The following is a 15,231-nucleotide window of genomic DNA, read 5'->3' as shown; positions in this document are numbered from 1 at the left end:
CTGCAGGCGTTGGTTCAACCTAACCCAGTTTAAGTCGCATCGTGCGATCTCTGCTGGCTCACTAGAGTAAATTATGTCCACAATGGAAAGTTTTGCAGCGCTATTCGAAGAATCCTTGTCGCGTCAAGACATGCGTTCGGGCGAAGTCATTTCGGCTGAAGTCGTACGTCTGGATCACAACTTCGTGATCGTCAACGCCGGCCTGAAATCCGAAGCGTTCATTCCTATCGAAGAATTCAAGAACGACCAGGGCGAACTGGAAGTTCAAGTTGGCGATTTCGTTTCCGTAGCGATTGAATCGCTGGAAAACGGCTTCGGCGACACCATCCTGTCGCGTGACAAGGCCAAGCGCCTGGCATCGTGGCTGGCACTGGAAAAAGCCATGGAATCGGGCGAGATCGTCGTCGGTACCGTCAATGGCAAAGTCAAGGGCGGCCTGACCGTTCTGACCAACGGCATCCGTGCCTTCCTGCCGGGTTCGCTGGTCGACACCCGTCCAGTCAAGGACACCACCCCGTTCGAAGGCAAGACCCTGGAATTCAAGGTCATCAAGCTCGACCGTAAGCGTAACAACGTCGTTCTGTCGCGCCGCGCTGTCATCGAAGCTTCGATGGGCGAAGAGCGCCAGAAGCTGATGGAAACCCTGAAAGAAGGCACCGTGGTTACCGGCGTCGTCAAAAATATCACCGACTACGGCGCGTTCGTGGATCTGGGCGGTATCGACGGCCTGCTGCACATCACCGATCTGGCATGGCGTCGTGTGCGTCACCCATCGGAAGTGCTGACCGTTGGCCAGGAAATCACTGCCAAGGTTCTGAAGTACGATCAGGAAAAGAACCGCGTTTCCCTGGGCGTGAAGCAACTGGGCGACGACCCATGGACCGGTCTGTCCCGTCGTTACCCACAAAGCACCCGTCTGTTCGGCAAGGTAACCAACCTGACCGACTACGGCGCGTTCGTGGAAGTCGAGCAGGGTATCGAAGGTCTGGTTCACGTGTCCGAAATGGACTGGACCAACAAGAACGTGGCACCAAACAAAGTTGTCCAGCTGGGCGACGAAGTGGAAGTCATGGTTCTCGAGATCGACGAAGAGCGTCGCCGTATTTCGCTGGGCATGAAGCAGTGCAAAGCCAATCCATGGGATGACTTCGGCGTAACCCACAAGAAGGGTGACAAAGTCCGCGGCGCGATCAAATCGATCACCGACTTCGGCGTGTTCATCGGCCTGGCTGGCAACATCGACGGCCTGGTACACCTGTCGGACCTGTCCTGGACCGAAACCGGCGAAGAAGCTGTTCGTCGCTTCAAGAAAGGTGACGAACTGGAAGCCATCGTTCTGGCCATCGACGTCGAGCGTGAGCGCGTGTCCCTGGGCGTCAAGCAACTGGAAGGTGACCCATTCAACAACTTCGCAGCAATGAACGACAAAGGCTCCCTGGTAACGGGTACGGTCAAGTCGGTCGAGCCTAAGGGCGCGGTCATTCAGCTGTCCGAAGAAGTCGAAGGCTACCTGCGTGCTTCCGAAATCTCGCGCGACCGCGTGGAAGATGCCGGCACCCACCTGAAAGTTGGTGATTCCGTCGAAGCACTGGTCATCAACATCGATCGCAAAGCACGCAGCATCCAGCTGTCGATCAAAGCGAAAGACAATGTTGAAACCCAGGAAGCGATGCAGAAGATGGCATCGTCGGCTGACAGCAACGCCGCATCGGGCACCACCAGCCTGGGCGCACTGCTCAAAGCCAAGTTCGACAACAAGAACTAAGACAGTCGGAATCAGACTAGATGACGAAGTCCGAACTGATCAACCGCCTCGCTGAGCGTTATTCTCAGCTGGTGGCCAAGGATGCGGAGTACGCTGTCAAGACCATCCTCGATGCCATGACCAACGCCTTGGCGACTGGTCAGCGCATCGAGATCCGTGGTTTCGGCAGTTTTGCCCTGAATAGCCGGCCGCCACGGATCGGACGCAATCCAAAGTCCGGCGACAAGGTGATGGTTCCCGAAAAACGGGTTCCGCACTTCAAGCCTGGCAAGCAATTGCGCGAACGGGTTGATGCGATGGTTGGGCAACCGATTATTGAAGACTAAGTCGCCTGGCGACACAAAAAACGGCATCCTCGGATGCCGTTTTTTTTCGCCCCGACAAAAAGTTTCACTATCGGGGTCAGACCTCAATACTGCAATTTTTGCTGGGCTTGTCATAGGGAAAGCCCTCTCGGCGCCTTGTTATAATGGTGTAATATGCGATACCCGCACCCTCACCATACCGTTCATTGAGATGAAACTTTTATCCACGCTAGTTGGCATCCTGCTGTTCACGCTGTTCTTCGGTTTTGCGCTGAAAAACACCCAGGAAGTGGACCTGCATTTTTTCCTGAATTATGAATTGCGCGGTCCGCTGGTGCTGATGCTGCTGGCCTTCTTTGTGTCCGGCGCCGCCCTCGGCATCCTGGCTGTCACGCCGACCGTATTCCGCCACCGCCGCGAAACCAGCAAGCACAAGACCACCATTCAAGCGCTGCAAAGCGTGGCCCGCACCGGTCCCACCCAGCCTGCGCCCGACGTGGTCAGCAACCAGCTCAAATAACATCACAAGAAAAATACGCGCATGGAATTTGAAAACTGGATGCTCATTGGCATCCCCCTGTTTTTCGCGATGGGCTGGATCACGGCACGCGTCGATATCCGCCAATTGCTGTCCGAATCGCGCACCTTGCCGCGCGCCTATTTCAAGGGCCTCAATTTTCTGCTGAACGAGCAGCCCGACAAGGCGATCGATGCCTTCATCGATATCGTCAAGATGGATCCGGAAACAGCCGATATGCACTTTGCACTCGGCAATCTGTTTCGCCGCCGCGGCGAGATTGAACGCGCCATCCGCGTGCACCAGAACTTGCTAGCGCGTCCGGATTTGCCGGCTGAACAGCAAGCCCAGGCCAAATACGAACTGGGCATGGATTACCTGAAAGCCGGTCTGCTCGACCGCGCCGAAGAAACCTTCAACCAGCTGCTCGACACGCCTTATTCGGTGCAGGCCCGGCGCTCGCTGCTGGAAATCTTCCAGCGCGAAAAAGAGTGGCAGCGTGCCATCGACGCGGCCCGGGGTTTGCAGGAATCCGGCACTGGCTCACGGCAGAAAGAAATTGCCCAGTTCTATTGCGAGCTGGCCCAGGATAGCCTCGTCCACCTGCAAACGGCCGAAGCGCTGACTTTGCTCGACGCTGCGGTCCAGACCGACCGCAACAACGTGCGCGCAACCATGCTCACGGGCGACGCCCAACTGGCCGGCGGCGACGTCGAGGGCGCCTTGATGACCTGGCGCCGCGTCGAGCAGCAGTCGGTGCCGCACGTGGCTCTGGTGGCAGGCCGCCTCATGGATGGTTACCGCAAGGTGGGCCGCCCGCAGGAAGGCGTCAATCTGCTGCGCTCGTACCTAGCGGAAGCCTCGTCGATCGACCTGATCGATGTGGTGTTCAAGGCCGTGATTGAACTCGATGGTGTCGATGCTGCCAAGCAGCTGGTGCTTGACGAGCTGCGCCGCAATCCCACCTTGCTGGGTCTGGACAAGCTGCTCGAAGCGCGCTTGATGGATGCGCCGGCCAATATCTGGGAAGAACTGTCGATGGTCAAGAATTTGATCCACGGCTACACCCAGAAACTGGCCCGCTACCGCTGCAGCCACTGTGGTTTCAAGGCCCGCCAGTTCTACTGGCAATGTCCAGGCTGCAGTCAGTGGGAAACCTACCCGCCGCGCCGCACCGAAGAACTTAACGTGATGAACTGACGATGATAAGCCGCCTCCTGACCACCGATACCTACCCGCCGATTGTGGCGCCCGATCTGCACGCCGTGCGCATTCTGGTGGTGGGCGATGTCATGCTGGACCGCTACTGGTTTGGCGACGTCAGCCGTATTTCGCCGGAAGCCCCCGTGCCCATCGTGCGCATCGAAAAACGTGAAGAGCGCCTGGGCGGTGCGGCCAACGTGGCGCGCAATGCCGCCGCACTGGGCGCCCACTGCGGCTTATTAGGGGTGGTCGGCAATGACGAGGCCGGGACGCAAGTGGAGCAATTGCTGCGCGACTCCAGCATTCACAGCTATCTGCAGCGGGACGAGGCGATCTCGACCATCATCAAGCTGCGCGTGATTGGCCGCCAGCAGCAGTTGCTGCGCATCGACTTTGAAGACGCGCCCACCGACACCGTGCTGCGCGACAAGCTGACCCAGTTCAATGCCTTGCTGCCCGACTACGACGTGATCATCCTGTCCGATTACAACAAGGGCAGCCTGGTCAACGTGTCGCACATGATCGAAGCGGGCCGCGCGGCCGGCAAGATCGTCATGGTCGATCCGAAAGGCGACGATTTTTCGCCCTACAAGGGCGCCACCGTTCTCACGCCCAACAAGTCCGAGCTGCGCCGCATTGTCGGCAGCTGGTCAAGCGAAGAGCAGCTCACGGCCAAGGCCCAGGGCTTGCGCGAAACGCTGGGCCTGGATGCCTTGCTGCTGACCCGCTCCGAAGAAGGCATGAGCTTGTACACCGCCACCGAAATTCTGCACATGCACGCCGACGCGCGTGAAGTCTACGACGTCTCAGGCGCGGGCGACACCGTGATCGCCACCATGGCGTCCATGCTCGGGGCCGGCATGCCAATGGCCGACGCCATCATGACCGCCAACCGCGCGGGCGGCATTGTCGTTGGCAAGCTCGGCACTGCCACTGTCACGCGGGCAGAACTCTTCGGCAGCTGAATTTGCGGTATTGATGAGTCTCAATCGTCCCCGTCAACCCTGGACAAGGGGCGGGACGTTACCAGGTGGTGGGCGGCATGGTGCCGTCCTGTAGTGCTAACCATTTGGAGAACACCGACATGATCAATAAACTGATGCTTGCAGTTGCCGCGCTGATTGCCACCATGAGCCTGGCGCTGGCCCAGGTCGACGTCAACAAGGCCGATGCGGCCGCGCTCGACAGCGTCAAGGGTGTGGGCCCGGCAATGTCCAAGCAAATCCTGGACGAACGGGCCAAAGGCGAATTCAAGGACTGGGCTGACTTCCAGAAACGCGTCAAGGGCGTGGGCGACAAGCGCGCGGCCAAGCTGTCGTCAGCTGGTCTGGTAGTGGCCGGCAAGAGCGCGAATAACGCACCCATGGCCAAGCCCGCTGCGCCGGTCAAGGCCAAGGCGGCGGAAGGCAAGGCCGCTCCGGCCAATATGTAAGCATTGCACAAGCCCGCGCCTGCGGGCTTTTTTGCGCGTTGAAGGCCCAACTTTTTTTGCATGTAAGGACATCAACACGCCGGTCGGCTGTGCGACACTAGCGGCTCCATTTTCGGGAAAGGCGCCGCATGAAATCACTTCCTCTCTCCGCTCTCGCCGTTGCCGGCGTGCTCGCATTGTCGCTGGGCGACGCCGTCGCCACCACCAAGCCGCCATCGCCTGCGTCGACCAAGCCGGCACCCAAGGATCCCACCGAACGTCATCAAGTGCAGATCGACAAGATCGTGGCCGACATTTCGCCCCAGCGCATTGAAGCGACGATTCGAAAACTGGTGGCCTTCAAGACGCGCCACACCATGTCCGACACCATCTCGGACACGGTCGGCATTGGCGCGGCGCGGCGCTGGATCAAAAGTGAGCTGGAACGCTGCGGCGCCGCTGCCGGCGGCCGCCTCGAGGTCGCGTTCGACAGCCACGTGGCGCCCGTCTCGGCGCGCATTTCGCGGCCTACCGAAATCGTCAACGTGGTCGCTACGCTGCCCGGCACGCAGGAGGCCTCGCGCGAGCGCATGTACGTCGTCAGCGGCCACTACGACTCGCGCAATACCGACATCATGGACGCCAGCGGCGACGCGCCCGGCGCCAACGATGACGCCTCCGGCACTGCCGCCGTGATGGAAATGGCCTGCGTGATGGCGCGCCATCAGTTCGACGCCACCATCGTCTTCATGACCGTGGCGGCAGAGGAGCAGGGCTTGCTGGGCGCGGCCCACTGGGCCGAACAGGCCAGGCTGAAAAATCTGAATATCGCCGGCATGTTCACCAACGATATCATCGGCAGCTCGCGCGCCGACGATGGCCGCATCGACGACAAGCAGGTACGCCTGTTCTCCGAAAGCATCCCCGCCACCAAGGAGCTCAATGAGGTCAACCGCGCGCTGCTGGCCACCGGTGGTGAAAACGATTCGATTTCGCGCCAGCTGGCGCGCCATGTCAAGCAGGTGGGTGAGCGCTATGTGCCGGGCTTTAAAGTCAGCGTGATTCAGCGGCGTGACCGTTACCTGCGCGGCGGCGACCATATGCCATTCCTGGAGCGGGGCTTTGCCGCGCTGCGGTTCACCGAGCCGAACGAAGACTTCTCGCACCAGCACCAGAACCTGCGCAAGGAAGACGGCAAGCAGTACGGCGATCTGCCCGAATACAACGACTACAACTACATCGCCAAGGTGGCGCGCGTGAACGCGGCGGCGCTGGCCAGCCTGGCGCTGGCGCCCGCCGCGCCGCAGCAGGTGCAGATGCGCACGGCCAAGCTGGAGAACGATTCCTCGCTGGTCTGGAAGGCCAATGCGGAACCCGATGTGGCAGGCTACCGGATTGTGTGGCGTGATACCACGGCAGCGCAATGGGAGGGCTACAAGGATGTAGGCAATGTGACTGAAGCGACGGTCAAGCTGTCCAAGGATAACTACTTCTTTGGCGTGCAGGCGATCGACAAGGACGGCAACGTCAGCGTCGCGACCTATCCCACCCCGCTGCGCTAACCCACATCGCCCTCGCGCAGGCGGGGGGCCATACCATTGTCCCGAATTCGGTTAGGTGGAATGGGCCCCCGCCTTCGCGAGGGCGATGTAGATCAGCGCGGCACAGCCAGATACGCATGCAATTGCGCCACCACCGCCGCGCTGCAACGTCAGCGTTGCAAACTATCCGACCCCGCTGCGCAAAACAACATCGCCCTCGCGAAGGCGGGGGCCCATACCACTTCACCGAATTCGGAAACATGGAATGGCCCCCCGCCTTCGCGAGGGCGATGTAGATCAGCGCGGCACTGCCAGATACGCATGCAATTGCGCCACCACCGCCGCGCTGCAACGTCAGCGTTGCAAACTATCCGACCCCGCTGCGCAAAACAACATCGCCCTCGCGAAGGCGGGAGCCCATACCACTTCACCGAATTCGGAAACATGGAATGGCCCCCCGCCTTCGCGAGGGCGATGTGTTTGAACTCAGCGCGGCACCGCCAGATACGCGTGCAATTGCGCCACCACCGCCGCGCTGCAACGTCAGCGTTGCAAACTATCCGACCCCGCTGCGCAAAACAACATCGCCCTCGCGAAGGCGGGGGCCCATACCACTTCACCGAATTCGTAAACATGGAATGGCCCCCCGCCTTCGCGAGGGCGATGTAGATCAGCGCGGCACCGCCAGATACGCGTGCAATTGCGCCACCACCGCCGCACCTTCACCCACGGCTGCGGCCACGCGCTTGGTCGACCCCGCCCGCACATCGCCAATCGCAAACACGCCCGGCACCGTCGTCTCCAAGTGCCCATGCAGCGAGCCATCGGGATTGAGCATGTGCCCAGTCACACGGCAGCGCGCCATCATCACATCGGTCCCGGTCATGATGAAGCCTTGCTGGTCCACCTGTACGCCGCAATCGGCTAGCCAGCCCGAATTGGGATCGGCGCCAACGAACAGAAACACGCTGCGTACCGCCTTGCTCACTTCCGCCTCGCCCTTGCGCTGCCAGCGCACCCCGTTCAAGCAGTGGTCGTCCCCCTCCAGCGCCGTCAGCGCAGTATGGGTGTGCAGTTCGATATTCGGCGTGGCCGCGATGCGCTCGATCAGGTAGCTCGACATGCTGGCCGCCAGCCCTGGGCCGCGAATGAGCATGTGCACGCGCTTGGCATGCGCGGACAGGAACACGGCTGCCTGGCCAGCCGAATTTCCGCCACCGACCAGCACCACCTCCTCTTGCGTGCAGCGCTTTGCCTCCAGTGGCGAGGCCCAGTAGTACACGCCGCAGCCTTCGTAGCGCTCCAGGTTTTCCAGCACCGGTTTGCGATAGCGCGCGCCGCATGCCAAGACCACGGCACGCGCCTGCACCCGCACATCGCCGCTCATTTTCAGCCGCAGCGGATACTGGTCGCACAGCAGCTGGTCGGCGCAGGCCGGAATGGCCACTTCGGCGCCAAATTTTTGCGACTGCACGAAGGCGCGGCCAGCCAGGGCCCGTCCCGAGATCCCGGTCGGAAAACCAAGGTAGTTCTCGATCCGCGCGCTGGCGCCGGCCTGGCCGCCAAAGGCGCGGTTTTCCACCACCAGCACCGACAGGCCTTCCGAGGCGGCGTACACGGCCGTGGCGAGGCCGGAAGGGCCTGCCCCGACCACAATCACGTCATAGATCTTGTCCGGGTCCAGTTCGGGCAGCAAGCCCAGGCAGCGGCCCAGTTCGGCAATGCTGGGGTTCTTCTTGACGCTCCCGTCCGGGCACACCACCAGTGGCAGTTCAGCCGGCGCCGGCGCGTACGTTGCGAGCAGGGCGCGCGCGTTGGCGCTGGTGGCGGGATCCAGCACCATGTGCGGATGGCCATTGGCTGACAAAAAACTCTGCAAACCGAACAGGCCGGCGCTGCCGGGCGGGCCCACCAGCACCGGCGCGCTGGTGGCCGCTTCGATTAGACCCACCCGGCGTAAAATCAAGGCACGCATGATGCGCTCGCCCAGCTCGGCTTCGGCCACCACCAGGGCGCGCATGGATTCGGTTGGGATCAGCAGCGCCTGCACGGCGCCCACGGCGTACGCGCTGGCCAGGGCGGGCGTGCCCGACAGCTGTCCCACCTCGGCGGTAAATTCGCCAGGGCCGTGCTCGACAATCGTATTGTTGTTGCCCATCCCATCGCACTGGGTAATGCGCAATCTACCCTGCAACAGCAACAGCATGCCCGGATTGGCGCCACCGGCAGCAAACACGGTCTCGCCGTCGTGCCAGGTGCGTACCTGGCCAAAGCGCATCAGGCGGGCCACTTCGCTGTCACTCAGGGTGGGAAACATTTGATGCTTGCGCGATTCCATCTTGCTCATGGAACTGTGAAAACGCTCCGCGATCGTGGTGTCGTGTTCGAATTCCGGGGCAGTCAGTGGGTTCATGGGCGGCAACTCCGTTGGTGGGTTGCGCTCAGTCTATCAGCTAGCTGGAGCGGCTCACACGCGGCCGCCGCGGGTGGATTAAAATGGGACTTTGTTTATCCCGCAAAAGAGTTCCCATGCGCTATAAGACCATCGAAGACACAATCGGCAATACTCCCCTGGTGCAGCTGGTGCGCCTGCCGGGCGCCGATGCGGCTGCCCGCAACAATATTATCTTGGGCAAGATGGAAGGGGACAATCCGGCCGGCTCCGTCAAGGACCGCGCGGCCATGTCCATGCTCAGGCGCGCCGAAGAACGCGGCCAGATCAAGCCGGGCGACACCCTGATTGAAGCAACCAGTGGCAATACCGGCATCGCGCTGGCCATGGCAGCGGCGATTCGCGGCTACAAGATGCTGTTGCTCATGCCCGAGTATCTGTCCATTGAGCGGCGTCAGAGCATGGCTGCCTACGGTGCCCAGATCATCCTCACGCCCAAAACGGGCGGGATGGAATATGCGCGCGACATGGCCGAGCAGATGCAGCGCGACGGCAAGGGCATCATCCTCGACCAGTTCGGCAATGCCGATAATCCGCGCGCCCACTACGAAACCACGGGTCCGGAAATCTGGCGCGACACGGCGGGCAGCATCACCCATTTTGTCAGCGCCATGGGTACCACCGGCACCATCATGGGCGTGTCGCAATACCTGAAAGAGCAGAACGAGGCCATTCAAATCATTGGCGCGCAGCCGGAAGAAGGCTCGCAGATTCCCGGCATTCGCAAGTGGCCGGAAGCCTATCTGCCGCGCATCTATGACAAGGCACGCGTGGACCAGATTGAAAGCGTGAGCCAGGCCGCAGCCGAGCAGATGGCGCGCCGGCTGGCGGCAGAGGAGGGCATCTTCTGCGGCATTTCCGCAGCAGGGGCCTGCGAGATCGCACTGCGCATCTCGCAGACAGTGGAAAACGCGACCATTGTGTTTGTCGTGTGCGACCGCGGCGACCGCTATTTATCGACGGGCGTCTTCCCGGCCTGATCTGCATCGCGCGGCGACAAAAAAAGCGCACTGCGCCAAATGACGCGTCCCGGTAGACGCATCCATTTGGCGCAGTGCGCTTTGTTCTTCCAGCAGTCCGTTCAGCCGCCCGCAAGGACGGCCAGACATCAGGACTGTGGTTCGCCTTCTTTTGGCTTGAACTGCTTGTCGCTGATGCGGAACTTGTTGCGGCGATCGCCCATCAAGTAGCGCAGATCGCGGATCGACAGATCGCTCACTTCGTGCATGCGAATCAGCAGCGAGGCGCCAACTGGCAGACGGTGGTGGCGAATCTTGGAGATCACTGGTGGGGCCACTTCGAGCGCACGCGAGAGTGCTGCATCATTTTTCAGACGCAAGTTCTCGATGAGCGTATCCAGCAGGCGGTTCGGGTTGTATTGCAGCAGATCATCGGAATCCGAATCGCTGTTCATATCAATGCCAACTTGGTTTGTCATGATGTCGTTACTTCCTATTGTGAGTTGTGCTTGGTCGATACACGGACTTCGCGGTAGCTACAACTGTCGCATTACGGCGGCGAAATTTAATCCGAGGAACACTTTTTAAAAAATATACACAATTGTACAACGCTTTTTCATTTCTAGTACCTATAAGCAATAGAAGATTATAAAAAGGTTGCAATCATGTTGTCTAACCGCAACATGGCCGCAGTGCAATTCTCTCACAAAACCACTGAGAAATTAATTGTTTTTTCAGAAAGTTAAAGTGTAGAGGAAACCAGTCATTCCCGCCGCACAATACCGAACAGTATTGGCTCCGCAGAAATTGACTGGTTTGCTATCACGGCAATTCGGAAAGTTTCATAGGGGAACCGCCACTGTAATGCGCGACAACAGGCGGATGTTGCAACGGGCACAGAATGCAGTTTCAGCCATTTTGTTGCTCGGAACGTTACATTCTATTACAAAGTTTCTCGTGGAATAACAGCCGCGGCGTCGCGGTTGTGCTTCACGGCCCGACCCACTTCGATCACCGACATGGCGTAAAAGTAACTGCGATTGTACTGAGTGATAGCGAAAAAATTATCCGACGCCAGCCAATATTCTGTTGCATCCGCGCCATTTTGCAGATCGATCAGGCTATATAAGCGCTCTGGCGGCGGCCGGTTTGCGCTCGCCACCCCCGCCGCTGTGATTTCCTGCAGCGTGAATTTGGCCGCCAGCCCTTGACCGACAAAGCGTTCCCATTCGCGTTCGGGCGCCACGTGGGCCAGGTACACCAACGGGCCGGTCTGGTTCGCTTGCCAACCGTGCTGCTGCAGGAAATGGGCAATGCTGCCGATCGCATCGACCGCTGAATTGCGCAGGTCCAGATTGCCATCGTTGTCGTAGTCGACACCGTAGGCCAGTACGCTGCCCGGCATGAATTGCGGCATGCCGATGGCGCCCGCGAAGGAGCCCAGCAAGGTGAAGGGATCGAGCGCATTTTTGCGCGCCAGCAGCAGCGTGTTTTCCAGTTCGCCACGGAAGAAGGCCATGCGCGCCGCCTGGTTCGGCGCTTCGGGGTAAGCAAAGGCGAGTGTGGTCAGGACATCGAGCACGCGGAAGCGTCCCGTATTGCGGCCATACACCGTTTCCACACCCAGAATGCCGACAATGATCTCGGCAGGCACCCCGAACTCCTTTTCGGCCCGCGCCAGTGTTTCGGCATGCTCGTTCCAGAAGCGGATGCCGGCGTTGATGCGCACCGGTTCGATCATCAGCGCGCGCACTGCATTCATGTTTTTTGGCTTGCCTACCGGCGGCGGCTTGACCAGCTGGACCGCCGAGTCGACATAGCGAATCTGGCGGAACAGGGCTTCCAGTTCCTCGCGCGGGAAGCCCTGGCGCAATGCGACGTCGTCGATGAAGGCGCGTACCGCCTGCCATTCCAGGAAGTTGACCTGCTCGCCGGCGTAGTCGATGGTCGGGCGTTTGACCGGCGCGGGCTTTTTGGGCGTCGCCTTGCTTGCGCCGTGCCGGGCGGGTTTGGCAGGTGCGGCAGCGGCCACGCCGGCAGCGCACAAGGCGCACAGCAGCGTAAGGGAAGTCAGTAATTTCATTGGGACTTGGCTAATAATTTTTTCAGGGTGGCCGCGCTGTCGGCGGCGGCTTGGGGGCCGTACTTGTGGGCGCTGTACAGTGCCAGAAACTGCAGTACGGCGGCTTTCTTCTCTGGGGCGAGGGCGCTGCCGCTCACGCGCATGGCCCAGGCATTCGGTCCTTCATCGGCAGCGCGCGGCATGCCCAGGCGCCGCATCGACTCGCACAGCGCCGAGTATAGCGCATCGACCGGGTCGCTCTGGCGGCGGGCGCGTCGTGCGCGCGCCACGACAATCAGACAACAGGCGAGAGCCAGACCGGCCAGCGCTGGCCAGTTGCCAAAGGTCTCTTCCAGCGATGCCAGCAGGTTGCGGCGGCGTTCCGGGCTGTAGTTCAGTACCCACTGATTCCAGTTATTGTTCAGCGCCGCCATCCGATAGCGCAGTTGTGCCAGCAAGGAGTTGCGGTCCGCCTCGATGCCCAGCAGGTTGTCGAGGGTCGGATTATTGGCTGAAACGCGGGCGCGGCTGCGCTGTATCCGTTCCGGCGCCACCGCCGCAGTGGGATCGGTGCGCACCCAGCCGCGCTCACCGAGCCAGACTTCGGCCCACGCGTGGGCGTCGGACTGGCGCACTTCCATGAAGCCGTCAACCGGGTTCATTTCGCCACCCTGGTAGCCGGTGACCACGCGCGCTGGCACGTCCGCCGCGCGCATCAGGTACACGAAGGCGCTCGCATAATGTTCGCAAAAGCCTTCGCGCGTCTGGTACAGAAAATCGTCGACGGAATTGGCCCCCAGCGGCGCCGGCGCCAGGGTATAGGAAAACGGCTCACTGCGGAACATGGCCAGCACTTTGCGCACGCGCTGCGCCGGGTCGCTCTCTTTTTGCAGGTCCAGGCCGGCCTGCATGGCACGCGGGTTGAAGCCGCGCGGCAGTGCCAGCCAGCGTTCGCTGTTGACCAGCGACGGCCCCCCTTCGAGCTGGTAGCCCAGATCGGAGCGCGCGCTGTACCGTTCCCGCTGCACCAGCGGGCTGCGCGCGCGCAGCTCGCGCTCTTCGCTCATATCGACCGGAATATCGAACAGCGCTGGCGGATACCCCACCATGTCCAGCGCAAACAGCCAGCGTTCGTTCTGCGGCTCTAGCGTGACCTGATAACGCACCTGGCGTCCCGGCGCCCTGACCAGGCGCGCTTCGCGCCGGCGCCAGGCCTGATCCGACGGCGACCAGGTGCGGCCGTCGAATTCGTCGAACACAATGCCGCGCCAGTACAGCTGTTCCTGCGCTGGCGGAGCGCCGTCAAAGCGCACCCGAAATACGATTTCGGTCGACTCCACCAGATCCGAGATGCTACCCGGCGCCATTTTGTTCGACAATCCCGTACGGCCGGCCATGGCGTCGCCCGGCATGCCCCATAACGGCCCCTGTACCCGGGGGAACAGGAAGAACAGGGCCAGGGCGATTGGCGTGGCCACTGCCAGGATGGTCGCGCCCAGGCGCAGCCGTTTTCCCAGCGGTGGCACGATCCCGGTGTACTGGAATGACAATTGCGCCGTGAGCAGGACGATGATGGCAGCCACCATCATGATGCCGGTGCCAATACTTTGCGAATAGAAGAAATTGGTCAGCAACAGGAAGAAGGCCAGGAAGATCACCACGAACAGGTCACGCCGCGCCTTCATCTCCAGCATCTTGAAGGCCACCAGCAGCACCGCCATGGCAACGCCGGCGTCACGCCCGAGCAGGGTCTTGTAGGTCAGATAAATGCCGCCCATGCTGATTGTTGCCAGCGGCAGCAGCAGCCAGGAGGGCGGCAGCCGGGTGCCGCGGAAGGTGATCAGGGCGCGCCATCCGAGCGTGGTGGCGCAAACCAGGGTCACCCACAGCGGCAGATGGTCAGCGTGCGGCGCCAGCACCAGCAGGGCCGCGCCAATCAGCAGCAGGGTGTCGGACTTGTCGCGCGATAGCTGCAGCGTCAGGCGCGTCATGCGCTCGCGCAGACTCAGGGCCGCAGTCATGGCTGCTCCTTGATGCCGTGCAGCGCCAGGGCACGCAGGCAGGCTGCCTGGTGCGCCGCCCCCGCCGAAGGCGCAAATTCGCGCCCGTTCATGCGAAATGCGTAGGGCAGGGCGCGCTGTTCGGCGTCCAGCACCCAGCGCGCCATGCGCGACAAGCGCAATTCCAGGTGCAGCGAGGCAGGCATGGCATCGAAGTCCAGCACCAGCTCCTCGATCGCCCCACCTTCGAAATGCTTGGTCGCGAGCGCGCCGCCGAGCGACGGGTCCAGGCGCGCAATCTGACGCCACGCCAGATGACGCAAGGCGTCGCCGGGCTGATAGCTGCGAATGCCGGCAAAGTCATCATGGCCGGCGTGGCCATGCCCATCTTCGCTCGCTGCACCGGTCATTGGCAAGGGCGGCGCGCCATCTTCGGGGAAAGGGTAGACCAGCACGCGCGCATCCGGCTGCCAGTAGCTCCAGCCGTTGAACAGCCCAAGCGGAAAACGGGTCCGGATGCGCACCCGGGGCGCCCGCAGCCAGCCGCGCGTGCTGCTTGGCGTGGACAGCGTCAGTGCCGTGGTCGAACCGGCCATGACGTCGGCCGCATAGCGCGGTTCCCCTGCCTGCAGAAAATCAACCCACAAGGCGTAGCGATTGACCTTGGTGCGGTTGATCAGGGTCAGCTCGAACTGGGCATCTTCACCGGCAAAGACAGGATGCGCGCGTCCGGCCAGCAAACGCAGCTTGACCAGGTTGCGATGGGTCAGATGCATGTCCACCACGGCGCAGGTGCCCACGGCAAAGGTCAGCACGAAGCCCAGCCCCAGGTTGTAGTTGGTGGAGGCGATCAGCAGGATCACCAGCAGACCGGCAAAGCCGATACCGGCGCCGGTCGGCACGATGAAGACCCGGCGCGAATTGAGAAACACCTCGCCCGGTTCGGCGTCGCGCAGCTGGAACAGCCACTTGTCGGCACGGCGCCGGATGGCCTTTTTGATGGCAGCAAACATCGC

General features: G+C 61.4%; 13 protein-coding genes. 8 read left to right on the top strand and 5 right to left on the bottom strand.

Features of this window, described 5'->3' with window-relative positions; translation table 11 throughout:
- Nucleotides 1-82: 82 nt before the first annotated feature.
- The 7 genes from rpsA (at nt 83) to BUC24_RS15675 (ending at nt 6,763) form a co-directional block, all read left to right on the top strand.
- Nucleotides 83-1,765 carry a 30S ribosomal protein S1 gene (rpsA, locus tag BUC24_RS15705; RefSeq protein WP_073218090.1) on the top strand — a complete coding sequence of 561 codons (1,683 nt, stop codon included), beginning with the start codon at nt 83-85 and terminating at the stop codon, nt 1,763-1,765.
- 20 nt (nt 1,766-1,785) lie between these two features.
- A complete protein-coding gene (locus BUC24_RS15700) occupies nt 1,786-2,091 on the top strand; it encodes an integration host factor subunit beta (RefSeq protein ID WP_008446215.1) in 306 nt (101 codons plus the stop codon).
- Nucleotides 2,092-2,281: 190 nt separating this feature from the next.
- Entirely contained in the window at nt 2,282-2,590 is a 309-nt protein-coding gene (locus tag BUC24_RS15695; protein WP_073218087.1) for a LapA family protein, read from the top strand.
- A gap of 21 nt (nt 2,591-2,611) precedes the next feature.
- Nucleotides 2,612-3,787, top strand: coding sequence for a lipopolysaccharide assembly protein LapB (gene lapB / locus BUC24_RS15690; RefSeq protein WP_073218084.1), 1,176 nt, complete (start codon nt 2,612-2,614; stop codon nt 3,785-3,787).
- Between the two features lie 2 nt (nt 3,788-3,789).
- Nucleotides 3,790-4,755 carry a D-glycero-beta-D-manno-heptose-7-phosphate kinase gene (gene rfaE1 / locus BUC24_RS15685; RefSeq protein ID WP_073218081.1) on the top strand — a complete coding sequence of 322 codons (966 nt, stop codon included), beginning with the start codon at nt 3,790-3,792 and terminating at the stop codon, nt 4,753-4,755.
- Between the two features lie 119 nt (nt 4,756-4,874).
- Nucleotides 4,875-5,222 (top strand): ComEA family DNA-binding protein, encoded by a 348-nt coding sequence (locus tag BUC24_RS15680; RefSeq protein ID WP_073218078.1) that lies wholly within the window; start codon nt 4,875-4,877, stop codon nt 5,220-5,222.
- A gap of 128 nt (nt 5,223-5,350) precedes the next feature.
- Nucleotides 5,351-6,763, top strand: coding sequence for a M20/M25/M40 family metallo-hydrolase (locus BUC24_RS15675; RefSeq protein ID WP_073218075.1), 1,413 nt, complete (start codon nt 5,351-5,353; stop codon nt 6,761-6,763).
- 649 nt (nt 6,764-7,412) lie between these two features.
- Here the strand turns inward: BUC24_RS15675 and BUC24_RS15670 are convergent.
- Nucleotides 7,413-9,155 carry an FAD-dependent oxidoreductase gene (locus tag BUC24_RS15670; RefSeq protein ID WP_083598941.1) on the bottom strand — a complete coding sequence of 581 codons (1,743 nt, stop codon included), beginning with the start codon at nt 9,153-9,155 and terminating at the stop codon, nt 7,413-7,415.
- Nucleotides 9,156-9,271: 116 nt separating this feature from the next.
- On the opposite strand from BUC24_RS15670, the gene cysM reads away from it, so the two are divergent.
- Nucleotides 9,272-10,174 carry a cysteine synthase CysM gene (gene cysM / locus BUC24_RS15665; protein ID WP_073218073.1) on the top strand — a complete coding sequence of 301 codons (903 nt, stop codon included), beginning with the start codon at nt 9,272-9,274 and terminating at the stop codon, nt 10,172-10,174.
- Between the two features lie 128 nt (nt 10,175-10,302).
- Here the strand turns inward: cysM and BUC24_RS15660 are convergent, their stop codons facing one another.
- The 4 genes from BUC24_RS15660 to BUC24_RS15645 all read right to left on the bottom strand — a co-directional run bounded on the left by BUC24_RS15660 (nt 10,303) and on the right by BUC24_RS15645 (nt 15,228).
- Complete coding sequence (locus tag BUC24_RS15660) at nt 10,303-10,632, bottom strand: hypothetical protein (RefSeq protein ID WP_073218070.1); 330 nt, start codon at nt 10,630-10,632, stop codon at nt 10,303-10,305.
- 464 nt (nt 10,633-11,096) lie between these two features.
- Entirely contained in the window at nt 11,097-12,236 is a 1,140-nt protein-coding gene (gene mltB / locus BUC24_RS15655) for a lytic murein transglycosylase B (RefSeq protein ID WP_073218068.1), read from the bottom strand.
- A complete protein-coding gene (locus tag BUC24_RS15650) occupies nt 12,233-14,236 on the bottom strand; it encodes a transglutaminase TgpA family protein (RefSeq protein ID WP_229448236.1) in 2,004 nt (667 codons plus the stop codon). The genes mltB and BUC24_RS15650 overlap by 4 nt, the downstream gene beginning before the upstream one ends.
- Nucleotides 14,233-15,228 (bottom strand): DUF58 domain-containing protein, encoded by a 996-nt coding sequence (locus BUC24_RS15645; RefSeq protein ID WP_073218065.1) that lies wholly within the window; start codon nt 15,226-15,228, stop codon nt 14,233-14,235. The genes BUC24_RS15650 and BUC24_RS15645 overlap by 4 nt, the downstream gene beginning before the upstream one ends.
- Nucleotides 15,229-15,231: the final 3 nt, after the last annotated feature.

This window comes from Massilia sp. CF038, assembly GCF_900129765.1.
Taxonomy (GTDB): Bacteria; Pseudomonadota; Gammaproteobacteria; order Burkholderiales; family Burkholderiaceae_D; genus Telluria_A.
This window is presented reverse-complemented; position numbering and strand designations above follow the sequence as displayed.